20 protein-coding genes are annotated in these 23,948 nt (G+C 72.2%); 17 read left to right on the top strand and 3 right to left on the bottom strand.

What is annotated here, in order from left to right:
- Nucleotides 1-76 precede the first annotated feature (76 nt).
- Nucleotides 77-2,956: a glycosyltransferase family 2 protein gene (locus BM236_RS01605; protein WP_139229992.1), complete on the top strand. Its 2,880-nt coding sequence runs from the start codon at nucleotides 77-79 to the stop codon at nucleotides 2,954-2,956.
- Complete coding sequence (locus BM236_RS01600) at nucleotides 2,953-4,317, top strand: DUF5719 family protein (RefSeq protein ID WP_139229991.1); 1,365 nt, start codon at nucleotides 2,953-2,955, stop codon at nucleotides 4,315-4,317. The genes BM236_RS01605 and BM236_RS01600 overlap by 4 nt, the downstream gene beginning before the upstream one ends.
- On the opposite strand, the gene BM236_RS01595 is transcribed toward BM236_RS01600, so the two are convergent.
- Nucleotides 4,314-4,799, bottom strand: a complete 486-nt coding sequence (locus tag BM236_RS01595; RefSeq protein ID WP_245750073.1) for a metallopeptidase family protein — start codon at nucleotides 4,797-4,799, stop codon at nucleotides 4,314-4,316. The genes BM236_RS01600 and BM236_RS01595 overlap by 4 nt on opposite strands.
- Nucleotides 4,800-4,849: 50 nt before the next feature.
- Here BM236_RS01595 and BM236_RS01590 point away from each other — a divergent pair, with 50 nt between their 5' ends.
- The 15 genes from BM236_RS01590 (at nucleotide 4,850) to secA (ending at nucleotide 22,674) form a co-directional block, all read left to right on the top strand.
- On the top strand, nucleotides 4,850-5,209 hold the full coding sequence (locus tag BM236_RS01590) for a DUF3499 domain-containing protein (protein WP_091119401.1): 360 nt from the start codon (nucleotides 4,850-4,852) through the stop codon (nucleotides 5,207-5,209).
- A 28-nt stretch (nucleotides 5,210-5,237) separates the two neighbouring features.
- Nucleotides 5,238-6,623 carry a phosphomannomutase/phosphoglucomutase gene (locus BM236_RS01585; protein WP_091119399.1) on the top strand — a complete coding sequence of 462 codons (1,386 nt, stop codon included), beginning with the start codon at nucleotides 5,238-5,240 and terminating at the stop codon, nucleotides 6,621-6,623.
- A gap of 1 nt (nucleotide 6,624) precedes the next feature.
- Entirely contained in the window at nucleotides 6,625-6,822 is a 198-nt protein-coding gene (locus BM236_RS01580; RefSeq protein ID WP_245750071.1) for a Trm112 family protein, read from the top strand.
- An 18-nt stretch (nucleotides 6,823-6,840) separates the two neighbouring features.
- Nucleotides 6,841-7,872 carry an SIS domain-containing protein gene (locus BM236_RS01575; protein WP_091119396.1) on the top strand — a complete coding sequence of 344 codons (1,032 nt, stop codon included), beginning with the start codon at nucleotides 6,841-6,843 and terminating at the stop codon, nucleotides 7,870-7,872.
- Nucleotides 7,873-7,952: 80 nt separating this feature from the next.
- Complete coding sequence (locus BM236_RS01570) at nucleotides 7,953-9,047, top strand: acyltransferase family protein (RefSeq protein ID WP_091119395.1); 1,095 nt, start codon at nucleotides 7,953-7,955, stop codon at nucleotides 9,045-9,047.
- Nucleotides 9,048-9,121: 74 nt separating this feature from the next.
- Nucleotides 9,122-10,075, top strand: coding sequence for a DUF808 domain-containing protein (locus tag BM236_RS01565; protein ID WP_091119392.1), 954 nt, complete (start codon nucleotides 9,122-9,124; stop codon nucleotides 10,073-10,075).
- 123 nt (nucleotides 10,076-10,198) lie between these two features.
- Complete coding sequence (ahcY, locus tag BM236_RS01560; protein ID WP_091119391.1) at nucleotides 10,199-11,653, top strand: adenosylhomocysteinase; 1,455 nt, start codon at nucleotides 10,199-10,201, stop codon at nucleotides 11,651-11,653.
- Between the two features lie 90 nt (nucleotides 11,654-11,743).
- Nucleotides 11,744-12,442: an MtrAB system response regulator MtrA gene (mtrA, locus tag BM236_RS01555; RefSeq protein WP_091119388.1), complete on the top strand. Its 699-nt coding sequence runs from the start codon at nucleotides 11,744-11,746 to the stop codon at nucleotides 12,440-12,442.
- Between the two features lie 21 nt (nucleotides 12,443-12,463).
- Nucleotides 12,464-14,071: an MtrAB system histidine kinase MtrB gene (gene mtrB, locus BM236_RS01550; RefSeq protein WP_245750070.1), complete on the top strand. Its 1,608-nt coding sequence runs from the start codon at nucleotides 12,464-12,466 to the stop codon at nucleotides 14,069-14,071.
- The gene (locus tag BM236_RS01545) at nucleotides 14,068-15,813 is read left to right on the top strand and encodes an LpqB family beta-propeller domain-containing protein (protein WP_091119386.1); all 1,746 of its coding nucleotides are present in this window, start codon (nucleotides 14,068-14,070) and stop codon (nucleotides 15,811-15,813) included. The genes mtrB and BM236_RS01545 overlap by 4 nt, the downstream gene beginning before the upstream one ends.
- A 62-nt stretch (nucleotides 15,814-15,875) precedes the next feature.
- Nucleotides 15,876-16,586 carry a phosphoribosyltransferase family protein gene (locus BM236_RS01540; protein ID WP_091119384.1) on the top strand — a complete coding sequence of 237 codons (711 nt, stop codon included), beginning with the start codon at nucleotides 15,876-15,878 and terminating at the stop codon, nucleotides 16,584-16,586.
- 455 nt (nucleotides 16,587-17,041) lie between these two features.
- Nucleotides 17,042-17,671, top strand: coding sequence for a ribosome hibernation-promoting factor, HPF/YfiA family (gene hpf, locus BM236_RS01535; RefSeq protein ID WP_091119381.1), 630 nt, complete (start codon nucleotides 17,042-17,044; stop codon nucleotides 17,669-17,671).
- A gap of 123 nt (nucleotides 17,672-17,794) precedes the next feature.
- Nucleotides 17,795-18,478, top strand: a complete 684-nt coding sequence (locus tag BM236_RS01530) for a response regulator (RefSeq protein WP_245750069.1) — start codon at nucleotides 17,795-17,797, stop codon at nucleotides 18,476-18,478.
- Nucleotides 18,479-18,510: 32 nt separating this feature from the next.
- Nucleotides 18,511-19,734, top strand: a complete 1,224-nt coding sequence (locus BM236_RS01525) for a winged helix-turn-helix domain-containing protein (protein ID WP_091119942.1) — start codon at nucleotides 18,511-18,513, stop codon at nucleotides 19,732-19,734.
- A gap of 66 nt (nucleotides 19,735-19,800) precedes the next feature.
- Entirely contained in the window at nucleotides 19,801-22,674 is a 2,874-nt protein-coding gene (gene secA, locus BM236_RS01520; RefSeq protein WP_091119376.1) for a preprotein translocase subunit SecA, read from the top strand.
- Between the two features lie 39 nt (nucleotides 22,675-22,713).
- Here secA and BM236_RS01515 read toward each other — a convergent pair whose 3' ends face one another.
- Both BM236_RS01515 and BM236_RS01510 read right to left on the bottom strand, forming a co-directional pair.
- Nucleotides 22,714-23,226 (bottom strand): Rv3235 family protein, encoded by a 513-nt coding sequence (locus tag BM236_RS01515; RefSeq protein WP_091119375.1) that lies wholly within the window; start codon nucleotides 23,224-23,226, stop codon nucleotides 22,714-22,716.
- Nucleotides 23,223-23,852 carry a LysM peptidoglycan-binding domain-containing protein gene (locus BM236_RS01510; RefSeq protein WP_091119372.1) on the bottom strand — a complete coding sequence of 210 codons (630 nt, stop codon included), beginning with the start codon at nucleotides 23,850-23,852 and terminating at the stop codon, nucleotides 23,223-23,225. Before BM236_RS01510 ends, BM236_RS01515 begins: the two co-directional genes overlap by 4 nt.
- Between the last annotated feature and the right edge of the window lie 96 nt (nucleotides 23,853-23,948).

The raw sequence follows: 23,948 nt of genomic DNA, 5'->3' as shown, positions 1-23,948 counted from the left end.
GAGAAGCCCCGGGACCACACCCCCGGGGCTTCTGCTTTTTCGGCCGCCCAGGGATCCCCGGTTAGGGTTGCCGATCGTGTCTCACCCGTCGGTCGCCCTCCTCGTCGTCAGCCATGACGGCGCGCGCTGGCTGCCGACGGTCATCGACGGCATCCGCTCGCAGACCGTCGCCCCGGACCGGGTGGTGGCGATCGACACCGGCAGCAAGGACGACAGCCCGCAGATGCTGCGGGACGCGTTCGGCGAGGTGCGCGTCGTCAAGGGCTCGACAACGTTCCCCGAGGCGGTGGCGCTCGGCCTCGACGCGCTGAGCGACGACCCGGCCGAGTGGGTGTGGATCCTGCACGACGACTCGACGCCGGACCCGACCGCCCTGGAGTGGCTGCTGACCGCGGTCGAGGCCGAGGCGGGGCTGGACATCCTCGGGCCGAAGCTGCGCGAGTGGCCCTCGCTGCGCCGCCTGCTCGAGCTCGGCGTCACGATCTCCGGGACCGGCCGTCGCGAGACGGGTCTGGAGCGCGGCGAGTACGACCAGGGCCAGCACAACGACGTCCGCACCGTGCTCGCCGTCAACACCGCGGGCATGCTGATCCGGCGGGAGGCGCTCGAGCGGCTGGGCGGCTTCGACCCCCAGCTCCCGATCTTCGGCAACGACATCGACCTCGGCTGGCGCGCGGCACGGGCCGGCATGCGCACGATCGTCGTGCCCGACGCCGTCGTCTTCCACGCCGAGGCCGCCCACCGCGGGATCCGTACCACCCCGCTCACCGGCCGGCACACCCACTACCAGGAGCGCCGCGCGGCGCTGTGGACGTTGCTCGTCAACGTCCGCGCCCGCGCGCTGCCCTTCCAGCTGGTGCGGCTCTTCCTCGGCACCCTGCTCCGGATGCTCGGCTTCCTGCTCGTCCGCTCACCCGGGGAGGCCCTGGACGAGCTGGCCGCTCTGCTCAACGTCTACGCCCGCCCTCGCCAGGTGCGTGCCGCGCGCCGGGAGCGACGCGCTCTGGACGTCGCCGACCCCCGTGAGGTGCGCCGGCTGCTCGCGCCGCCCTGGCTGCCCTACCGGCACGGCCTGGACTTCGTCGGCGACCTCGCGGGCGCACTCACCAACCAGGCCTCCGACGTCGCCGAGCGACGCCGGGCGGCGGCGGCCGAGCGCGACCCCGCCTCGTTCGCCGCCCGACGGCAGGCCGAGATCGAGGCCGGCGACGCGTACGACGGAGAGGCGATCCTGCGCGACACCGGACTGGTCGCCCGCTTCCTCACCAACCCGGTCGCGGTGCTGCTGTCGGTCGTGGTGATCGCCCTCGTGGTCGCGACGAGGACCGCCTTCGGCACGGTGGCCGGCGGCGGGCTCTCACCCGCTCCTGACGCCGTCGGGCACTGGTGGCGGCTCGTCGTGGAGTCGTGGCATCCCATCGGCCAGGGCACGGCGGTCCCGGCGCCGGCGTACCTCCTGCCGCTCACGCTGCTCGCGACCCTGCTCGGCTCGCCGTCCGCCGCCGTGACCGCCGCCCTCGTCGTGGCTCCGCCCCTTGCGCTCTGGGGAGCGTGGCGCCTGCTCCGCGTCGTCGGCCGGCTGCTCTCGATCAAGGGCGCCCCGCGCTGGCTGGTGCTGTGGGGCGCGGCCTCCTACGCGCTCGTCCCGCTCGTCTCGGGCGCTTGGAGCGACGGCCGGCTCGGCCCGGTGGTGGCCGGAGCGACGCTGCCGTGGGCCGTGCATGCCGCGCTCGGCTTCGCCGACCCGGAGCCGGACCGCCGCTGGCGAGCGGGCTGGCGCAGCGGCGGGCTGCTCGCCCTGATCGCTGCCTTCACGCCGGTCGCCTGGGTAGTCTGCCTGCTCCTCGCCGTCGTCGTCCTCCTCGTCGCCCGGCTGCTGCTGCGCGGCAGCGCTCCGGTCTTCGGCGACCGGTCGGTCTGGGGTCCGCCTGCGGTGGCGCTCGGCGTCCCGCTCGTGCTGCTCGCGGCCTGGTGGCTTCCCGCCCTCCAGCACGGCGCCGGCAGCGGCCTGCTGCTCGACGCCGGCATCCCTCCCGGCCCGGCGCTGTCCGGCCTGGACCTGACCCTCGGCCGGCTGCCCGACCTAGGGGCGCCGCAGTGGCTCGGCCTGGTCCTGCCGGTGCTGGCCGTCCTGGCCCTCGTCCCGGGGCGGACCCGGGTGCCGGTGCTCGTCTGCTGGGTCGTGGGCGTCGTGGCGGCACTCGTCGCGCTCGTCCTCTCGCTCGTCAGCATCCGACTCGGTGCCACCTCCGCACCGGCCGGCACCACGTTCCTGCTCCTCCTGGTCCAGGCTGCTGCCGTCACCGCCGCCGTGATCGGTGTCCAGGGTGCGCTGACCTCGCTGGCCGGCTGGCGTCGCCTGCTGGCCGGCGCGCTCGCGGCGCTCGCCGTCATCGGCGCCGTCGGTGGCCTGGTGTGGGCGGTCGTGGGCGGTCACGGCGCCCTGGGCGACGAGGTGCGCGACGACGTCCCGGCCTACATGCTGCAGGAGGCCGCCTCGGGCCGCGAGCACGGCATCCTCGTGCTGCACGGCGGGGTCGCGGGAGGCGTCCGCTACAGCGTCGTGCGCGGCGCCGGCGTCACGCTCGGCGAGGACGAGATCCTCGCGCTGACCCCCGAGGACTCCCACTTCGCCGCGCTGGTCAGGGACTTCGTGTCGCGACCCGACGACGAGACCGTCGACGGCCTCGCCGCCGCGGGGATCCAGTACGTCGTCCAGCCGGCGCCCAGCGACCCGGCGGTGTCGGCGGCCATCGATGCCGCCAGCGGCGTCTCGCAGGCGAGCGCGCAGGCCCGCAGCACCCGCGCCTGGCAGCTCGACACGGCGCCGTCCGCCGAGTCGCTGCACGGCGGGACCTCGTGGCTGCACCTGGCCCTCGTCGTCGTGCAGCTCGCCGGACTCGTCGCGGTCGTGGTCCAGTGCGCACCGACCGTCGAGCGGAGGAGGCGAGCATGACCCGACGCCGCATCGACGTGACGACCGGCCTCGCGATCGCGCTCCCGGTCGTGGTGGCGCTCCTGCTCGTCCTCGTGCGCCCGGACGCGCCGGCGACGCACCGGCAGGCACCCGCCACCAGTGCCCTCACCACCAGCTCGGTCGTCTGCCCGAGCTCGCTGGACGGCCGCTCGGGCAACGAGTCGACACTCCGGGTGGCGAGCGCCTCCGGTGCGACCGGCGCGCTCACGCTGACCTCCGAGGCAGGGACGAGCAGCGCCCAGGTCGCGCCCGGCCGGGTGGTCGAGCAGCCCGCCCCGGATGCTCCCGTCGTGGTCGGCGGCCAGGACAACCTCGCACCGGGCATCGTCGCCGGGTTGTCGTCGTCGCAGCCGCTCACCGCCCTCGACTGCACCCCGGTCGCCGCGAGCCAGTGGTTCACCGGCGTCGGCGCCGGCCCGACCCACGCCTCGGTCCTCGTGCTGACCAACCCCAACGCCGGACAGGCGGTGGCCGAGGTCGGGGTGCTCGGCGACGACGGCCCGCTCGACGTCCCCGCCCTGCGCGGTGTCGCGGTCGAGGGCGGGTCGCACGTCCAGATCGACCTCGGCTCCGTGGTGCCGCAGACCGGCGACCTCGCCTTGCACGTGGTCGTCCAGCGCGGCCAGCTCGGCGTCGCCGTCCGCGACCGCGGCGAGCGCCTCACCGGTGGTACGTCGACCGAGGACTGGCTCCAGCCGCAGCTGCGGCCGGCGCGGCGTAACCTGCTGCTCGGCGTGACCCCCGGAGCCGGACGGCACACGCTGACCCTCGCCAACGACACCGACGACCAGGCCACCGCGACGGTGCGGCTGGTGACGGCCGGCTCGGTCTTCGCCCCGGCCGGCGCCACGCCGATCACGGTCCCGCCCCACGCAGCCGTCGGCACCGTCCTCGACGACCTGCTCGGCGGGGACACCGCCAAGGACGCGATCGGCATCGAGGTGGTCTCCGACCACCGCCTGGCCGCCTCGCTCCGCTCGGTCGCCGGCGGGGACCTCTCCCTGCTCGCGCCCGGTCCGCGGGTGTTCACGCCGACGACTGCTGTCATGCCGGAGGGAGCGAAGCGGCTGGTGCTGGCCGGGGCCGACGCGGTCGGTGTCGCCACGGTGATCGCCCGCGCCGCCGACGGCGCCGAGCTGCTCAACCAGCGCGTCTCGCTCGCCCTCGACCAGGGCGCCACACTCGACCTGCCTGACAAGGCCACATCGATCGAGGTCTCGCCCCAGCGCACCGCGGTGCGCGGCGTGGTGCAGCTGCAGGACGGCGGCTCGGCCGTCGTACGGCTGCGGGAGCTGGTGCGGGCCGGCGCCGTGCCCGCCGTCGCGCCAGGGACCCGCTAGTCCCGCTCGTAGCGCGGATCGATCACCGACGGCTCCACGTTGAGCAGCTCGGCGACCTGCTCCACCACGACGGTCAGGATCATCGCCTCGAGGTCGGAGCGGGTCTCGCAGCGGTGCTCGATCGGGCGGCGGAAGAGCACCAGCCGGGTCGGCCTCGTCCCCGAGCCGCGCACCAGCGACGACAGCGGCACGGTGTCGACCGACCAGTCGTCGGGCACCTGAGGGGCGTCCTCGACGGCGTACTCCACCAGCCCGAGGCGGTCGGCCCAGGCGGCGTCGACCTCGCTGATGATCCCGAGCGCCAGGTCGTCGAACCTCTCCCGCGCCGTGCGGAGCTCCGGCACGCCGGGCACCTGGGGCATGACACCCGGTCCGCGCATCCCGCGTCCGCGCCGGTCACGGCGCGAGCGCGGCCCGGTGCGGCTCCGGCCGACGTCGATGACCACGTCAGCTCCCCGTTCACGTCCCAGTTCAGCCGGCACGTCCGCGAGCCTAGTCCGCGCGGTCGCCGGCGAGCGGTACGGTCTGCGACGTGACTCCCGCTCGTCGTTGTTCGCGTACGGCATGCACCCGTCCCGCGGTCATGACGCTCACCTACGTGTACGCCGACCAGACGGCCGTCCTCGGCCCACTGGCCACCTACGCCGAGCCGCACGCCTACGACCTCTGCCTCGAGCACAGCGAACGACTCTCCGCGCCCCGCGGGTGGGAGGTGCTCCGGCTCGCCACGGGCCGCATCGACCCCGGTCCGTCCAACGACGACCTGCTCGCCCTCGCCGACGCCGTCCGCGAGGCGGCCCGCCCGGTGCCGACCACGGCTCGGCCCGCGGCCGAGGAGGGCACCCACGAGACCCGCCGCAAGGGTCACCTGAGGGTCCTGACCAGCGACTGAGCGGCCCGGCCCCGCTAGGGTCGGCTCCATGGCCTCGTCCCTCGACCCCGCGAACGTCGGCGCCGTCTTCAAGGCCTACGACGTCCGCGGCACGGTCCCCGACCAGGTCGACGAGGACCTCGCCCGCGCCACCGGCCGCGCGTTCGTGCGGGTCCTCGACACCCCCGAGGACCCGGTACGGCGGATCGTGATCGGCCACGACATGCGGCCGAGCTCGCCGTCGCTCGCCCGGGCCTACGCCGAGGGAGCCAACCAGGCCGGTGCCGACGTGGTGATGATCGGGCTCGCCTCGACCGACCAGCTCTACTTCGCCTCCGGTCACCTCGGCCTGCCCGGCGTGATGTTCACCGCCAGCCACAACCCGGCGCAGTACAACGGGATCAAGCAGTGCCGACCGTTCGCCGCACCGGTCGGGATGGAGTCGGGCCTCGCCGAGATCCGCGACCTGGTCCTGCAGGGCTCGCCGCTCGAGCAGGAGCACAGCGGCACCGTCGAGGAGCAGGACGTCCTCGAGGCGTACGCCGACCACCTGCTGTCCCTGGCGCCGGTCTCCGGCCGTCCGCTCACCGTCGTCGCCGATGCGGGCAACGGCATGGCCGGCCACACCGCACCCGCCGTCTTCGCGAGGCTGCCCGGGATCGAGCTGGTGCCGATGTACTTCGAGCTCGACGGCACCTTCCCCCACCACGAGGCCAACCCGATCGAGCCGGAGAACCTCGTCGACCTGCAGGCGAAGGTGCGCGAGACCGGGGCGGACGTGGGGCTCGCCTTCGACGGCGACGCCGACCGCTGCTTCCTCGTCGACGAGCGCGGCCAGCTCGTCTCGCCGTCCACCCTGACCGCCCTCATCGCTGCCCGCGAGCTGGCCAAGGCGCCGGGCAGTGCTGTCATCCACAACCTGATCACCAGCCGTGCCGTGCCGCAGATCGTCAGCGAGCTCGGTGGCAGGCCGGTGCGCACGCGGGTCGGGCACTCCTTCATCAAGGCGAGGATGGCCGAGACCGACGCCGTCTTCGGCGGCGAGCACTCCGGCCACTTCTACTTCCGCGACTTCTGGCGCGCCGACTCGGGCATGCTCGCCGCGCTGCACGCCCTCGCGGCGCTCGCCGAGGCGGACGTGCCGCTCAGCGAGCTGCTGGCGCCGTACGAGCGCTATCCGCTGTCGGGCGAGATCAACTCGACGGTCGCCGACCAGCAGGCGGTGGTCGCCGAGATCGAGGCGACCTACGGCGGCCGCGACGGGGCCGCCCTGGACCGGCTCGACGGCCTCACCGTCAGCACCGACGACTGGAGCTTCAACGTCCGCGCCTCCAACACCGAGCCGCTGCTGCGGCTCAACGTCGAGGGCAAGGACACCGCCACCATGGAGCACCTGCGCGACGAGGTGCTCGCCATCATCCGGAAGGACGCCTGACATGACCAACCCGACCAATCTGGGGCTCGACGAGACGCTGCTCGAGATCATCGTCTGCCCCAACTGCCACGGGTCGCTGAAGCCGGTGCAGACCGATGAGGGTGGCGAGCTCGTCTGCGAGGGCACGTGCGGATACGCCTACCCGGTCCGTGACTCGATCCCCGTCCTGCTCGTGGACGAGGCCCGTAAGCCGGCCTGAGCGTTCGGAGGAGCGGCGATGGCGACGTGGTTCGACGAGAGCCGGCTCGAGGACGAGCTGGCACTGGCTGGCGCCGACCTGCGACTGCGCTGGCTCGCGGAGTCGGGAGCGCGCGTACGCCGTGAGGCGGCCGAGTCCTCCGAGGCGCTGGGACTCGCCGTCGAGCGGGCGGCGTCCGGGCGGCCACGTGCGGTGGTCGCCGCCGGACCCGACTCCCGCCTCGTCCGGGCGGTTCTGGAGCCATCCTGCCCCGTGCCCTTCGTCGCCTGGCCCTCGCCCAACCTGCCCGGGTGGGTCGGGAGCCTCGACCTCGTCGTCGTGCTCGCCCCCGACGGCGGCGACCCGGCCACCGCGAGCGCCGTCGCGGAGGCGGTCCGGCGCGGCAGCCAGGTCGTCGTCGCCGGCCCCGAGCGGTCCCTCGTCGCCGAGCACGCCGCCGGCCGCGACGCGACCGTGCTCCCGGTCATGACCGGCGACCAGCTGGCCGTCGCCGTCCTCGTGCTCTCCTTCCTCGACCGGGTCGGGCTGGGCCCGAGCGCCGAGCCGGAGGAGGTCGCGGCCGCCCTCGACGCCGTCGCGATCGCCTGCTCGCCGCACCGCGACATCTCCGTCAACCCGGGCAAGGTGCTCGCGCTGACCCTGGCCGACTCGCTGCCGCTGGTGTGGGGCGGATCCGTGCTCGCGGCCCGGGCGGGTCGCCGGGTCGCGGAGTCGATCCGCCGCGCGAGCGGGCGAGGCGCGCTCGCCGGTGACGCCGAGCACCTGCTGCCCGTCATCGAGGCGGCCCGCCAGCACACCGTCTTCGACGACCCCTTCGACGGTGGCGACGGCGCGGGGCCGCGCCCGGTCCTCGTCGTCCTCGACGACGGGGCCGACGACCCGGTCCGGCACGAGCAGCGCAGCACCCTCACCCGGGCGGCCGACGAGCGCGGCGTACGCGTCGAGGTGATCGCGGCGGAGGCCTCGAGCGAGGTCGCGAGGTACGCCGAGCTGCTGCTGTCCGGCACCTACGCCGCCGAGTACCTGCGCATCGGACTGGTCGAGGACTGAAGGCCGGCGCGCCCCCCGCTGAGGGCCGTCCCACAGCCCACCTGAGTATCCCTCTCAGGCTGTTTGGGTACTCAGGACGGGTGAGTTCTCTGCGCGACGCCCGCCTCGACAACGCCAAGATGACGCTGGTCACCCTCGTCGTCGTCGGCCACTCCTGGACGATGCTCGCGTCGAACGCAGGCAACAACCACCTCTACGACTTCCTCTACACCTGGCACATGCCGGCCTTCGTGCTCATCACCGGCTACCTCTCGCGCGGGTTCGAGTGGACCGGGCCGCGGATCTGGGCGCTGGTGCGGTCGGTGGCGATCCCCTACGTCATCGTCGAGGCCGCCCTGGCCGTCTTCCGGCTCTGGGCCGGCGGCGAGCACCTGCACGAGCTGTGGATCAACCCGCACTGGCCGCTGTGGTACCTGCCCGCCCTCTTCATCTGGCGGATGGCGACCCCCCTGCTGCGCTCGCCGTGGGTCGCGATCCCCGTCGCCGTCGCGGCCAGCCTGCTCGGCGGGCTCGTCACCGGCGCCACCCTCGACCTGGCGCGGGTGTTGGGCTTCCTGCCGTTCTTCGTGCTCGGCCTGCACGCCACCCCCGAGCGCCTGAACCGGCTGCGCGGCGTGCCGGTGCGCCTCGGCGCCCTGGCCGCCATGGTCGGCATCTGGTTCCTCAGCGGGCAGCTCCGCAGCTGGGCGGGCACGGGGGAGTGGCTCTACTACAACGACAGCTACACCGCGATGGGCGCCAGCCCGACCGAGGGCTACCTCACCCGCCTCCTGGTGCTGGCGGCCGGCGTCGTCGGGGCGCTCGCCCTGATCGCGCTGATGACCAGCCGTACCGGCTGGTTCACCCGGATGGGCTCGATGACGCTCGTCGTCTACCTCTGCCACGGCTTCTTCATCAAGGCCCTCGGCTACACCGGGTACGCCGACTGGGCGAACGCCCACGGCGTCGTCGCCCTGCTTGCCACGACCGCGCTCTCGGTCGGCATCGCGCTCCTCCTCGCCTGGAAGCCGGTGGCCACCGTGCTGCTGCACGTCATCGACCCGCTGGGCCACGCCGAGAAGCACCTGAACTACGCCACGGAGCTGGCGGTCGTCTCGACCCGGGTCGACGACGTGGTGGATCGGCTCCCGATGGACCAGGCCACCGAACGTGAGAGCCTGAGCGCCGCCCACTAGCCTTCGGGCATGACCACCCCACCGAGCCCCGGGCTCGGCCCGCTGTGCCGCACGCGACCCGGCGGGGACCTCCGATGAGCGCGGGCCTGTTCGGCCTGCTCGACGACGTCGCCGCGATCGCCAAGCTCGCCGCCGCCTCGGTCGACGACGTCGGCGCGGCCGCGGGGAAGGCCACCGCGAAGGCGGCCGGGGTGGTCGTCGACGACACGGCGGTCACGCCGCAGTACGTCCAGGGCATCGCCGCCGAGCGCGAGCTCCCGATCATCAAGAAGATCGCGATCGGCTCGCTGCGCAACAAGCTCCTCATCATCCTCCCCGTCGCCCTGGTGCTGAGCCAGTGGATGGAGTGGCTGATCGCGCCGATCCTCATGGTCGGCGGCGCCTACCTCGCCTTCGAGGGCGCCGAGAAGATCTGGGAGCGGATCCGGCACCACGACGACCACGTGGGTGACCTGCCCGGCCCGAGCGCCGACGGCCACGACGAGAAGCTGCTGGTCAGCAGCGCCGTGCGGACCGACCTCATCCTCTCGACCGAGATCATGGTGATCGCGCTCAAGGAGGTCGCCGACGAGTCGTTCTGGGCCCGGCTGTCGATCCTCGTCGTGGTGGCGATCGCGATCACGATCGGCGTCTACGGTGTGGTCGGCCTGATCGTGAAGATGGACGACGTCGGCCTCAGCCTCGCGCAGCGCAGGTCCCGACCGACCCGCGCCGTGGGACGCGGCCTGGTGGCCGCGATGCCGCGGCTGCTGGCCGTCATCTCGGTCGTGGGCGTGATCGCGATGCTGTGGGTCGGCGGCCACATCCTGCTGAGCAACGCCGCCGAGGTCGGCTGGCACTGGCCCTACGACACCCTCCACCACGCCGAGGAGGACGTCCACGACAGCGTGGACGGAGTGGGCGGCATCCTGGGCTGGCTGTTCAACACGGTGGTGTCGTTCGTCGTGGGTGTGCTCGTCGGAGCGGTGGTCGTCGCGGCGGTGCATGTGGCGACCCACCGACGCCGTCGCGCGGACCCCGAGCACTGACCCGCGCAGATTCAGCCGGGCGGCGTACGCGCTTGTAGTCTGCTGGGCAACGTCATGCGCGGGAGATCCCGACAGAGCGCAGATGCGCCGCAGGACGAGAACCTCCAGCACAAGGAAGTTGTCATGGACTACAACGTTGCTGACCTGAGCCTCGCGGAGTTCGGCCGCAAGGAGCTCACCCTCGCCGAGCACGAGATGCCCGGCCTCATGGAGATGCGTCGTCGGTACGCCGACTCGCAGCCGCTCAAGGGCGCCCGCGTCGCCGGCTCGCTGCACATGACCATCCAGACCGGTGTCCTCATCGAGACCCTCGTCGCCCTGGGCGCCGACGTCCGCTGGGCCACCTGCAACATCTTCTCCACCCAGGACCACGCTGCCGCCGCGATCGTCGTCGGCAACGGCACGCCCGAGGACCCCCAGGGCACCCCGGTCTTCGCCTGGAAGGGCGAGACGCTGGCGGAGTACTGGGACGAGGCCGAGAAGGTCTTCGACTTCACCGACGCCGAGGGCAACAGGGTCGGCCCCAACATGCTCCTCGACGACGGCGGCGACATCACGCTGCTCGTGCACAAGGGTGTCGAGTTCGAGAAGGCCGGCGCCGTGCCCGGCCAGGACTCCACCGACAACGAGGAGTTCAAGGAGGTCCTCCGGGTCCTCGAGCGCTCGCTGGCCAACGACCCGCAGCGCTGGACCACCATCGCCAACGGGATCAAGGGCGTCACCGAGGAGACCACCACCGGCGTGCTGCGTCTCTACGACCGCTTCAAGGAGGGCTCGCTGCTCTTCCCTGCGATCAACGTCAACGACTCGGTGACCAAGTCGAAGTTCGACAACAAGTACGGCTGCCGCCACTCGCTCATCGACGGCCTCAACCGCGCCACCGACGTCATGATCGGCGGCAAGGTCGCCGTCGTCTGCGGCTACGGCGACGTCGGCAAGGGCTGCGCGGAGTCGCTGCGCGGCCAGGGCGCCCGCGTCATCGTCACCGAGATCGACCCGATCTGCGCGCTGCAGGCCGCGATGGACGGCTACGAGGTCAAGCGCCTGGAGACGGTCGTCGACTACGCCGACATCTTCATCACCACCACCGGCAACTTCGACATCATCCGGGTCGAGCACTTCCAGCGGATGAAGAACCAGGCCATCGTCGGCAACATCGGTCACTTCGACAACGAGATCGACATGGCCGGCCTGGCCAAGATCCCGGGGATCGTCAAGGACGAGATCAAGCCGCAGGTCCACCAGTGGATCTTCCCCGGCGACGACGGCGCGCAGGGGAAGAAGATCATCGTGCTGTCCGAGGGTCGTCTGCTCAACCTCGGCAACGCGACCGGCCACCCGTCGTTCGTCATGTCGAACTCGTTCACCAACCAGGTCCTGGCCCAGATCGAGCTCTTCACCAAGACCGACGAGTACCCGGTCGGCGTCTACGTGCTGCCCAAGCACCTCGACGAGGAGGTCGCCCGGCTCCACCTCGACGCGATCGGCGTCGAGCTGACCGAGCTCTCCCGGGCCCAGGCCGACTACCTCGGCGTGCCGGTCGAGGGGCCCTATAAGGCCGACCACTACCGGTACTGACCGACCCTGAGGACGTCATACGGGGCGGCGGCCACGCCGACCGCCCCGCATGACGTCCACTGCATTTCCCGCTAGGGCAGAATCAACACCATGAGCAACGTGGTCGACCTGGGCACGAAGGGGCGCATCCTCGTCGTCGACGACGACGCCTCACTCGCCGAGATGCTCTCGATCGTGCTGCGCCAGGAGGGCTTCGACTCCCAGCTGTGTGGCCGGGGCGACGACGCGCTGGCGGCCTTCCGGGCCTACCGGCCGGACCTCGTCCTGCTCGACCTGATGCTCCCGGGGCTGGACGGCTTCGAGGTCTGCAAGCAGATCCGCCTCGAGTCCGGCGTGCCGATCGTCATGCTCACGGCGAAGGGCGACACGGTCGACGTGGTGGTGGGCCTGGAGTCCGGCGCGGACGACTACGTCGTCAAGCCGTTCAAGCCCAAGGAGCTGATCGCGCGGATCAGGGCCCGGATGCGGCGCTTCGACGACGTCGACGGCGACGCGCTGACGATCGGCGACCTGGCCATCGACGTCGCCGGCCACACCGTCTCCCGCGACGGCAAGCCGATCGCGCTCACCCCGCTCGAGTTCGACCTGCTGGTCTGCCTGGCGCGCAAGCCCCACCAGGTCTTCTCCCGCGAGGTCCTCCTCGAGCAGGTCTGGGGCTACCGCCACGCCGCCGACACCCGCCTGGTCAACGTCCACGTCCAGCGGCTGAGGTCGAAGGTCGAGCACGACCCGGAGAACCCCGAGATCGTGCTCACCGTCCGCGGCGTGGGCTACAAGGCCGGCCGCTAGTGCGCGTCATCGAGGCATGAGGTGCTCAGACGGGTCCTGACGGTCTGGCGCCGGTCCCTCCAGGCCCGGGTCGTGGTGAGCACGATGCTGCTCTCCGCGCTCGCCGTCTCCGCCGTCGGCTGGCTGCTCCTGCAGCAGGTCCGTGACGGCCTGCTGGAGCACCGCGCCGACGCGGTCCTGGCCGAGACCGCCACCGAGGTCTCCGACGCGCGGGACCGGCTCTCGGCCGCCTCCGCCGTGGACGTCGACGCGTCGGGACAGCAGCGCGACCTGGTCGAGCCGATCATCCAGCGCGGCGCGACCCGCGGGTTCGGGGTCGTGATGGCGGGCCCGATCGACCGCAGCGCACACGACCCGGGCGGGAGGATCGCCGACGGCGGCGCCGAGTTCTCCCCGGGGCTGGACACCACCAGCGTCCCGGTGAAGCTGGAGGACCACTTCGCCGGTCACAGCGGCACCGCGTGGACCTACACCACGGTCCGCACCACCAGCGGTGACGTGACCACGCGGGTGCCCGGGATCGTCGTCGGGTCGGAGGTCGAGCTCCCCGCCGACGGGCTGACCTACGTCCTCTACTTCCTCTACCCCCTCGACGAGGAGCAGGAGACCCTCGGGCTGGTCACCCGGGCGCTCCTCGTCGCCGGCGCGCTGCTGCTGGTCCTGGTCGCCGGGGTCAGCTGGCTGGTGGCCCGGCAGGTCGTCGCCCCCATCCGGCTGGCCCGACAGGTCGCCGAGCGGCTCGCGGCGGGCCAGCTGCAGGAGCGGCTCCGCGTCCACGGCGAGGACGACCTGGCCCGGCTCGCGGTGTCGTTCAACCAGATGGCCAGCAATCTCCAACGGCAGATCCGGCAGCTCGAGGAGCTCAGCCGGGTCCAGCGTCGCTTCACCGCCGACGTCTCCCACGAGCTGCGGACGCCGCTCACGACGGTCCGGATGGCAGGGGACGTGCTCTACGACGCCCGCAACGAGTTCGACCCCGGCACGGCGCGCGCCGCCGAGCTGCTCCAGACCGAGCTGGACCGGTTCGAGCGGCTGCTCGTCGACCTGCTGGAGATCAGCAGGTTCGACGCGGGCGCCGCGGTCCTGGAGACCGACGACGTCGACCTCGTCGACGTGGCCCACCGCGTCGTCGAGGCGGCCCAGCCGGTCGCCCGCAAGCGAGGGGTCGAGGTCGTCGTACGCGCGCCGGACCGACCCTGCCTGGCCGAGGCCGACGTCCGCCGGGTGGAGCGCATCCTGCGCAACCTGGTCAGCAACGCGATCGACCACGCCGGGCCGGCCGCTGCGTCCGGCGCGCCGGGCGTGGTGGTGAGCGTGGAGGCCGACGACCAGGCGGCCGCAGTGGCCGTCCGCGACTACGGCGTCGGCCTGGCGCCGGGGGAGTCGGCGATGGTGTTCAACAGGTTCTGGCGGGCCGACCCGGCCCGCGACCGCTCGAGCGGCGGCACCGGACTGGGGCTGGCGATCGCCGTCGAGGACACCCACCTGCACGGGGGCTGGCTGCAGGCCTGGGGGCGCCCGGGTGGCGGCGCGCAGTTCCGGCTGACGCTGCCGCGCCGGGTCGGCGCGCCCCTGCACCACAGCCCGCTGCCGCTGGTGCCGCAGGACGCAGGGGAGCGTGCCTCATGACCCGTCGTCTCCTCCTGGCGGTGGGCGTCGCGCTGCTGCCGGCGCTGGTCGCCTGTGGCGTCCGCATGCCGACCAGCGGCGGTGTCGTGGAGGCCGGCCCCGGCCCCCAGACGACCCGCGTGCCCGGCATCTCGATCGACCCGCGTCCGCCGCAGCGTGGCGCATCGCCGACCGAGATCGTGCAGGGCTTCCTCGACGCCATGCTGGCGACCCCGGCACAGACCCGCGCGGCCCAGCAGTTCCTCACCCAGGACGCGCGCACGTCGTGGAACCCGGGCCAGGCGACCATCCTCTACACCGAGAAGGGCGTCGCACGCGGTGAGCCGGCCGACATCGCCGTCGACCTGACCGGCGCCTACCGGCTCGACGCCCGGGGCGCCTGGCAGGGCGCCGTGCCCGCCGCGGGCCGGCACCTGTCGTTCGGGCTCCGCCAGGAGGACGGCGAGTGGCGGATCGCGAGCGCCCCGAACGCGCTCATCGTGCCGATCTCGTGGTTCGAGGCCCGGTTCACCCAGCTCTCCCTCTACTTCTTCGACCCGACCGGCCGTGTGCTGGTGCCCGAGCCCGTGTTCGTGCCGCGGGGCAACCAGCTCGCCACCACGCTGGTCCGCGACCTGGTCGCCGGCCCCTCGCCGGAGCTGGCCGGCATCGTGCGCAGCTTCCTGCCGCCCGGGGTCGGCGAGGGCCTCTCGGTCCCCGTCGACGAGGACGGCACCGCCGACATCGCGCTGACCGCCGGGCCTGACCAGCTGACCCAGCCGACCCCGCAGGCGCTGACCCTGCTGACGGCGCAGCTCGCCTGGACGCTGCGCCAGGACCCCACGGTGAGCTCGATCAAGCTCTCCATCGCCGGCCGGGCGGTCCAGCTCCCCGGCGGCCGCGCGCAGTTCAGCGTCTCCGACGGGCCGGAGTACGACCCGGCGGGCTATCGAGCCAGCTCGGAGATGTTCGGGCTGGACGACCGGGGCCGGCTGGTCTCCGGCCGCGCCCCTCGGCTCACCGCCGTCTCCGGTCCGTTCGGCGCCCGCAGTGCCGGCCTGAGATCCGTCGCCGTCGACCTGACCGGCGAGCACGCCGCCGGGGTCACGACCGGCGGCTCCGCCGTCCAGCTGGCAGCCGTGCACGCTGACGGTGAGAGCCGGACCGTGGCGCGGGGCCGCGACTTCCTGCGGCCGGCGTGGGACGTCGCCGGCCGGCTCTGGCTGGTCGACCGGTCGCGGAGCGGCGCCGAGGTGTCCTACGTCGACGGCGAGGGGCAGCAGCACCCGATCGACCTCCCGGGCGTCAGCGGCAGGGACATCGGGCGGTTCCTGGTCTCGCGCGACGGCACCCGCCTCGTCGCCGTACGCCGCGACGTCGCCGGTGACCGACTCGTCGTCAGCCGGATGCGCAGCGACGAGGACGGCCGCATGGTCGCGGCCACCGCGACCACGCCGATCTCGCCGGACGAGAAGGCTCCGATGCGGATCCAGGACATCGCCTGGTCGTCACCCACGACCGTGTGGCTGCTGCACCACCTCACCGGTGCCACGCAGGTGCGCGCCGTCGCCGTCGACGGCTCGAGCGCCGCCTTCCCCGCCCAGCCGATCATCGTGGCCGACGACGTCGAGGCGCTGCTGAGCTCACCGGTCGCCGACCAGGGCGCGTACGGCGTCATCGGCACCCAGTTGCGAGGCCTCACCGGCGACACCCGCGACGCGACGCTCGACGGCCCGGTGACGGCCCTGGGCTTCGTCGGCTGACGGTTCTCCACAAGACGGGCCGCGCCGTTGCGGCGGTGCCGTCGGGCCGGTCTGATCGGTGGGTGCCGACCACCCTCCGCGACGCCTGGGCCGATCTGGTGCTGGGCGCGACGTGTGTCGGCTGTGGCGTGGCCGGACGACTGCTCTGCCGCTCCTGCGAGGCGGAGCTGCCGCGCGGTGCACGACTCGCGTGGCCCTCGCCGCCGCCGGCCGGGCTCGTTGCGCCGTTCGCGGCCGGGCCCTACGACGGCACGCTCAAGGAGCTCGTCGTGGGTCTCAAGGAACGCCGGCTGCTGGCGCTGCGCCGTCCCCTCGGCCGCCTCCTCGCCGGCTCGGTGGCGACCGCTCTCGCCAGCGTGGACGGTCCGGTGGCGCTCGTCCCGGTGCCGTCGCGACCCAGCAGCGTGCGCCAGCGCGCGCTCGACTCGACGTACGACGTCACGGTGGCCGCCGCCCGGACGCTGCGCGCCTGCGGGCACGACGTGACGGCCGTCCGCCTGCTGCGGACCCGGCCCGGGCTGCGCGACCAGGCGGGACTCTCGGCCACCGGCCGGGCGGCCAACCTGGCCGGGTCGATGACCTGCCCCGCGACCGCCCTCGCCCGGCTCGGCCGACGACTGCCGAGGGCGCGGGTCGTGGTGTGCGACGACGTCGTCACGACCGGCGCGACGGCACGCGAGGCGCAGCGTGCGCTGGAGTCGGTCGGCCTCGAGGTCGTCGCGATCGCCGCCGTCGCCGCGACCCAGAGACGCGGTCCCGCCGGACGGCGCTGATTTTGCGGAACTGCGGACACCCTGCCCTTGGTCCGCCTTCGGCCGGGGTCTAACGTCTGTGTATGGAGTCCGCCCGGGTCCGTGGTTGCGTCGCTCAGGCGCCCGGACGCCGGGTGCCTGGACGGCTAGCCGATGCCAGTCGCAGGCGAAGCGGCCCACGTAACCCGAGTCCCCTCGCCGGGGCACGGGGATCACGGTGCGGCTTAGAGATAAGTCCTGCCCCGGACCAGCCGTCAGATGCGGCGGGTCACCGGGAGAGGGTCGCGTGGCACCAAGCCGCAACACCCCAGCAGGCGGCTGTGGGGAAGAAGACCAGGTCGGCCGGGCGGACTCCTCCTCCGGCTCACCAGCGCGCACCGGCTTGCTGGGCGTGCACTGGGGAACCGGGGACCTGGAGTACTAGACCCCAGGATCGCTCCCTCCGAAATGCCCCTCAAATGCACGGGAGGTAACCCATGGAAGTCGTCGTCACCGGACGCAACTGCGAGATCTCTGATCGATACCGCGCCCACGCGACCGACAAGCTGGCCAGGCTCGAGAAGCACGACCACCGGATCATGCGGGTGCATGTCGAGGTGGACTGCGAGCCCAACCCCAGACAGCACAAGGGCTCGACACACGTGCAGCTGACCGCGTTCTCGAAAGGTCCGGTGATACGCGCCGAAGGTGCCGCCGAGGACAAGATGGCCGCCCTCGACCTGGCGCTCGACAAGATGGCCTCGCAGATGCGACGCGCCGCCGACCGGCGCCGCGTCCACCGCGGCCGCCGCACGCCCGTCTCCGTCGGGCAGGCGCTGGCCGACGTACCGCTGGAGGATCCGACGTCGGAGACCGACGCGTCCGACCGCACCGCGGTCGAGCGCCAGGTCGGGCCGATCACCGTCACCGGTGACGGGCCGCTCGTGGTCCGGGAGAAGGTCCACTCGGCGACTCCGATGACGCTCGACCAGGCGCTCTACGAGATGGAGCTGGTAGGACACGACTTCTTCCTCTTCGTCGACAAGGACACCCAGCGGCCGTCGGTCGTCTATCGGCGCCGCGGCTACGACTACGGCGTGATCGGGCTCGATCTCGGCGAGGACTGAGGCGCCCAGCACGGCCCCGTGACCTGAAGCCGCGGGCCGGGATGGTCCATCCGGACTATCCCGGCCCGTTCCTTGTCACCCGGCCAGGGGGCGAACGTGGCCCTGACGTGCCATGATCTACCCGTGCCTTCTGCCAAGAGTCCCGCCGACTCCGAGCCCATCCGTGTGCTCGTCGTCGACGACCAGGAGCTGTTCCGTCGCGGCCTGACGATGCTGCTGACCGCGGAGCCCGGCATCGAGGTCGCCGGCGAGGCCGGGGACGGTGACGAGGGCAGCGCCCTCGCCTCCGCCGTCGCACCCGACGTCGTCCTGCTCGACATCCGGATGCCGAAGCGCACCGGGATCGAGGCCTGCGCGGCGATCAAGCAGGCCGTCCCGTCGGCGAAGATCATCATGCTGACCGTCTCCGACGAGGAGGCCGACCTCTACGAGGCGGTCAAGTCGGGCGCCTCGGGCTACCTGCTCAAGGACTCCTCGATCGAGGAGGTCGCCCAGGCCGTCCGCGTCGTGGCCGACGGCCAGTCGCTGATCAGCCCGTCGATGGCGGTCAAGCTGATCGACGAGTTCAAGCAGATGTCGCGGCCCGAGCGTGACCACGTGCCCGGACTCCGGCTGACCGAGCGCGAGCTCGAGGTGCTCCGGTTCGTGGCCAAGGGCCTCAACAACCGTGAGATCGCCAAGCACCTGTTCATCTCCGAGAACACGGTCAAGAACCACGTCCGCAACATCCTGGAGAAGCTGCAGCTGCACTCCCGGATGGAGGCGGTCATGTACGCCGTCCGCGAGAAGCTCCTCGACCTGCCGTAGGGCTGTCGGCGCCGCCGCCTAGGGTGACGCCCGTGCAGTCGTTGTCCTTGGTCCAGGCGCGCCGGGTGGCGCTCGCCGCGCAGGGGTTCGCAGACGGTCTCGACCAGAGCTCGACCAGCGGGCGGACGCCGACGATGCGCACCTTCCAGCGGACGCTGGAGCGGACGGGCGTGCTGCAGGTCGACAGCGTCAACGTCTTGCAACGGGCGCACTACATGCCGCTCTACTCGCGGATGGGCCCCTACGACGTCGACCTGCTGCGGCGCGCCAGCGAGACGCGGCCGCGCCGGATGGTGGAGTACTGGGCCCACGTCCAGGCCTTCATGCCCGTCGAGCTGTGGCCGGTCATGCAGCACCGCATGGCGCACCACCGTGAGCGGCGCGGCAAGTGGTCGATCGTCGAGGCCGAGCCCGGCCTGGAGGAGAGCCTGATCGCCGAGATCCGCGAGCGGGGCGCGTCGACCGCCCGCGAGCTCGACGCCGGGCTGCCGCGCAAGAAGGAGCACTGGGGCTGGAACTGGTCCAACGCCCGCCGCGTCCTGGACTGGCTCTACACCACCGGCGACCTCGCGATCGCGGGCCGCAACGGCCAGTTCGAGATCCGCTACGACGTGCCGGAGCGGGTCATCCCGGCCCCCGTGCTCGCCCTGCCGACGCCGACTCCCGAGGAGGCGCACGTCGAGCTGGTCCGCCGGGCCGCTCGCAGCCACGGCGTCGCGACGGTCAGGGACCTCGCCGACTACTACCGGATGTCCGTCGCCGACACGGCGCGCGCCGTGGCGACGCTCGTGGACTCCGGCGAGGTCGAGCAGGTCTCGGTCGAGGGATGGGGCCGGCCGGCGTACCTCCACCGTGACGCGCGCCGTCCGCGGAGGATCGACGCCCGGGCACTGCTCAGCCCGTTCGACCCGGTGGTGTGGGAACGGGCGCGGACGGAGGCGCTCTTCGACTTCCACTACCGCATCGAGATCTACGTCCCGGCCGAGAAACGGGTGCACGGCTACTACGTCCTGCCGTTCCTCCTCGGCGACCGGATCGTCGCGCGCGTCGACCTCAAGGCCGACCGGCGCGCGGGCAGGCTGGTCGCCAAGGCGGCGTACGCCGAGCCGGGCGCGCCGCCGGAGACGGCGGCCGAGCTCGCCGCCGAGCTGGGCCGGCTCGCGGGCTGGCTCCGGCTCGACGAGATCGTGGTCGAGCCGCGCGGCGACCTCAGCGGATCACTGGCTGCTGAGGTATCGATCACGGTCCGCAGGTAGAGTTTCACCGCCTGCAACATCTTTCGCCCGGATCGCCCGGGAACCTCTGCTAGGAGTCGAACCACCGTGGCCATTCTCGACAAGCTTCTCCGCGCCGGCGAGGGCAAGATCGTCCGCCAGCTCGAAGGGATCGCCAAGGCGGTCAACGCCATCGAGGACGACTTCGTCAAGATGAGCGACGCCGAGCTGCAGGGCATGACGGCCGAGCTCAAAGAGCGCTTCGCAGGAGGCGAGAGCCTCGACGACCTGATGCCCGAGGCGTTCGCGACGGTCCGCGAGGCCGCCAAGCGTGTCATCGGCCAGCGCCACTACGACGTGCAGATCATGGGCGGCGCGGCGCTCCACCTCGGCAACATCGCCGAGATGAAGACCGGCGAGGGCAAGACCCTCGTCTCGACCCTGCCCGCCTACCTCAACGCCCTGGCCGGCAAGGGCGTCCACGTCGTCACCGTCAATGACTACCTCGCCCAGTTCCAGTCCGAGATGATGGGCCGCATCCACCACTTCCTCGGGCTGACCGTCGGCGTCGTCTCCCCGGAGATGACCCCGGAGGAGCGCCGCGCGGCCTACAACGCCGACATCACCTACTCGACCAACAACGAGCTGGGCTTCGACTACCTGCGCGACAACATGGCCTCCTCGATCGACGACTGCGTCCAGCGCGGCCACTACTTCGCGATCGTGGACGAGGTCGACTCGATCCTCATCGACGAGGCGCGCACACCGCTGATCATCAGCGGTCCCACCGACGACGACGTCAAGTGGTACGACGAGTTCGCCAAGATCATCACCAAGATGGAGCGCGACGTCGACTACGAGGTCGACGAGAAGAAGCGCACGATCTCCGTGCTCGAGGGCGGCATCACGAAGGTCGAGGACCACCTCGGCATCGACAACCTCTACGACTCCGTCAACACTCCGCTGATCTCGTTCATGAACAACGCGATCAAGGCCAAGGAGCTGTTCCACAACGACAAGGAGTACGTCGTCATGAACGGCGAGGTGCTCATCGTCGACGAGCACACCGGCCGCATCCTCTCCGGTCGCCGCTACAACGACGGCCTGCACCAGGCGATCGAGGCGAAGGAGGGCGTGGAGGTCAAGGAGGAGTACCAGACCCTCGCGACCATCACGCTGCAGAACTACTTCCGGCTCTACGAGAAGCTGTCCGGCATGACCGGTACGGCCATGACCGAGGCCTCCGAGTTCGACAAGATCTACAAGCTCGGCGTGGTCCCGATCCCGACCAACAAGCCGATGATCCGCCAGGACCAGCCCGACCTCGTCTACCGCACCGAGGAGGCGAAGTACGAGGCCGTCGTCGCCGACATCGCCGAGCGCCACGCCAAGGGGCAGCCCGTCCTCGTCGGCACGGTCTCCGTCGAGAAGTCGGAATACCTCTCGAACCTGATGAAGCGCAAGGGGATCCCGCACACCGTCCTCAACGCCAAGGTCCACGCCGACGAGGCGAAGATCGTCGCGCAGGCCGGTCACAAGGGTGCGGTCACGGTCGCCACCAACATGGCCGGCCGAGGCACCGACATCATGCTCGGCGGCTCGGTCGAGTTCCTGGCCGACCAGGAGCTGCGCAAGCAGGGCCTGGAGCCGTCCGGTGAGACCGCCGAGGCCTACGAGGCCGCCTGGCCCGGCATGGTGGAGACCCTCAAGGCCCGCGTCGCCTCCGAGCACGACGAGGTGAAGGACCTCGGCGGTCTCTACGTCGTCGGCACCGAGCGCCACGAGTCGCGCCGCATCGACAACCAGCTGCGCGGTCGCTCCGGCCGTCAGGGAGACCCGGGCGAGTCGCGGTTCTACCTGTCGCTGCAGGACGAGCTCATGCGGCTGTTCAAGTCCGACTGGGTCGACCGGGTGCTGCGCGTCCTGCGCGTCCCGGACGACGTGCCGATCGAGGCGAAGAACGTCACCAACGCGATCGCCAACGCGCAGGGCCAGGTCGAGTCGCAGAACTTCGAGTCCCGCAAGAACATCCTCAAGTACGACGACGTCATGGACCGCCAGCGCAAGGTGGTCTATGCCGAGCGGCGCGAGGTGCTCGAGGGCGCCGACATCGAGGAGCAGGTCCGCGGCTTCATCGACGACGTGGTCGCCGGTGTCGTCAGCGCCCGCACCCAGGAGTTCGCCGAGGAGTGGGACCTCGACCAGATCTGGACCGACCTGTCGCAGCTGTGGCCGGTCACGGTCAGCTACGAGCACCTCGTCGAGGAGGCCGGCGGCAAGGCCCACCTGGACCGCGACGAGCTCATCGCCAGCCTGCGGGCCGACGCCCAGGCGGCGTACGACGCCCGCGAGGCCGAGATCGGCGAGGAGGTCATGCGTGAGCTGGAGCGCCGCGTGCTGCTCTCCGTGCTCGATCGCAAGTGGCGCGAGCACCTCTACGAGATGGACTACCTGCGCGAGGGCATCTACCTGCGTGCCTACAGCCAGCGCGACCCGCTCGTGGAGTACCAGCGCGAGGGCTTCGAGATGTTCGGCGCGATGATGGACTCCATCAAGGAGGAGGCCGTCGGGTTCCTCTTCAACCTGGAGGTCCAGGTGGAAGAGGAGGAGGAGTTCCACTACCACCCCGACGGCACCCGCCACGCCGGTCCGATGCACGAGGGCGCGCTCGCCGAGCCGCCGGTCGCGGTCGGCACCGACGGCGTCAGCCTCGAAGCGATCGGCGAGGCGCTCAAGGCCGCCTCCCCGCAGATCAGGGCCAAGGGCCTGGACGCCCCGAAGCGTCCGCAGCACCTCGCCTACACGGCTCCCGACGAGCAGGGCGGCGAGGCGGTCAAGGCCGAGCCGACCAGCAACGTCGACGACCCCTACGCCAGCGTCGGGCGCAACGAGCAGTGCCCGTGCGGGTCGGGCAAGAAGTTCAAGCAGTGCCACGGCCGGCCGGGCGGGCCCACCGGGCTCACGACGCGCGTCAACGGCTAGGCGTTTCGCTGACGCGACCGGGTCTCGACTCGCGGCTGCTCAGGCGAACTCGAGAGCCGTGCACACCCAGCGGCCGTCGCTGCGCTCGAAGCGCGCGGCGACGGCCCGGGAGCGCCGCCCGTAGCGCACGTGCAGGCCGACCTCGGCGATCCCGGTGTCGACGAAGCACGTGTGCACGCCGACGACCCGCGGCCGGACCGGTTGCACCCGGCCCTGGCCGGGCTGGTGTCCGCCGGCGCGAGCGACGAGCAGGGCGCGGCGGTTGAGGTCGGCGTAGACCTCGCGTGTCGTCCATCGCAGCAGCTGCCCGGCGGGCCGGTCGCCGCCGACGATCTCCACGGCGGCCTGCGCGAAGCGGCACGACCAGGTCTCCAGCTCGCGGCGGGCGCGGACGTCGATGCTCACGATGTCGGCGCCCTCACCGGTGTGCGCCGTGCGCACCACGGGTGGCTCCTGGCGCGGCTGCAGGGCGAGCGCGAGCGTCCCCTGCACGCTGGTGACCGGCGCGGACGGGGCGAGCGCCACGACCGTGCGGTCGGTAGGTCGGGTCATCGGGGCTCCTCGAGATCGTCGGGCAGCACGAGGTGCTGTCCGGGGTGGATGAGGGAGGGGTCGTCGCCGACGACGGCCCGGTTGCGTGCGTAGAGCCGCCGCCACCCCGAGCCGACCTCGGCGTCGTCGGCCTGCGGGGCGTGACGTGCGGTGATCGCCCACAGCGAGTCCCCGGGTCGTACGACGACCACGTGGCGAGCCTCGGCGGGCAGGTCCATCGCCCGCGCCGGGAAGGGCAGCCCGGCGACCGCGGCAGGCATCGCCCGCTGTGCGTCGGAGCTGGTGCTCGTGCCGGCCCCGGTGCTGGCCAGGGCGGGTGCCGCGGCTGCCGTGAACGCCACGCCGCAGCCGGCCAGGACGAGCCGACGCAGCGCCGGGGGAACTCCGGGCGTGGCCGCCGGGCGCCGCCCGGCGGTGCCGGTGGCGCGCAGCGCCTCGACAATGACGGCGACCACGCTCAACCAGCCCCAAGCGACGCAGCCGGACGCGACGACCGCGCAGCCGCGGACGAGGGCTCCTTCGAAGCCCTCACCGGGCTCGACGACGCTCGTCGCGAGCACCCGGAGCGCGCCCGCGGCGGCGGTGGTGGCGGCCAGCAGGAGGAGGCAGCAGCGCAGCAGTCGCATGTCAGATCTCCGAGATACGTGAGTTTGCGTCTGTTTGACATTGAAAGGCGCGCTTTGTCGCGCGTCAATCACCCGGAGTGTGCCTGTGGAGAACTG

Origin of the sequence: Nocardioides terrae (assembly GCF_900112345.1) — a bacterium.
Lineage (GTDB): Bacteria > Actinomycetota > Actinomycetes > Propionibacteriales > Nocardioidaceae > Nocardioides > Nocardioides terrae.
This window is presented reverse-complemented; position numbering and strand designations above follow the sequence as displayed.

Bases quoted from the DNA above. Each gene is read 5' to 3' on its own strand.
- BM236_RS01575 (WP_091119396.1), top strand. From the start codon at position 6,841: ATGGCGACGTGGTTCGACGAGAGCCGGCTCGAGGACGAGCTGGCACTG.
- BM236_RS01580 (WP_245750071.1), top strand. From the start codon at position 6,625: ATGACCAACCCGACCAATCTGGGGCTCGACGAGACGCTGCTCGAGATC.
- BM236_RS01585 (WP_091119399.1), top strand. From the start codon at position 5,238: ATGGCCTCGTCCCTCGACCCCGCGAACGTCGGCGCCGTCTTCAAGGCC.
- BM236_RS01515 (WP_091119375.1), bottom strand. From the start codon at position 23,226: ATGACCCGACCTACCGACCGCACGGTCGTGGCGCTCGCCCCGTCCGCG.
- mtrA (WP_091119388.1), top strand. From the start codon at position 11,744: ATGAGCAACGTGGTCGACCTGGGCACGAAGGGGCGCATCCTCGTCGTC.
- BM236_RS01565 (WP_091119392.1), top strand. From the start codon at position 9,122: ATGAGCGCGGGCCTGTTCGGCCTGCTCGACGACGTCGCCGCGATCGCC.
- hpf (WP_091119381.1), top strand. From the start codon at position 17,042: ATGGAAGTCGTCGTCACCGGACGCAACTGCGAGATCTCTGATCGATAC.
- ahcY (WP_091119391.1), top strand. From the start codon at position 10,199: ATGGACTACAACGTTGCTGACCTGAGCCTCGCGGAGTTCGGCCGCAAG.
- BM236_RS01510 (WP_091119372.1), bottom strand. From the start codon at position 23,852: ATGCGACTGCTGCGCTGCTGCCTCCTCCTGCTGGCCGCCACCACCGCC.
- BM236_RS01545 (WP_091119386.1), top strand. From the start codon at position 14,068: ATGACCCGTCGTCTCCTCCTGGCGGTGGGCGTCGCGCTGCTGCCGGCG.
- BM236_RS01600 (WP_139229991.1), top strand. From the start codon at position 2,953: ATGACCCGACGCCGCATCGACGTGACGACCGGCCTCGCGATCGCGCTC.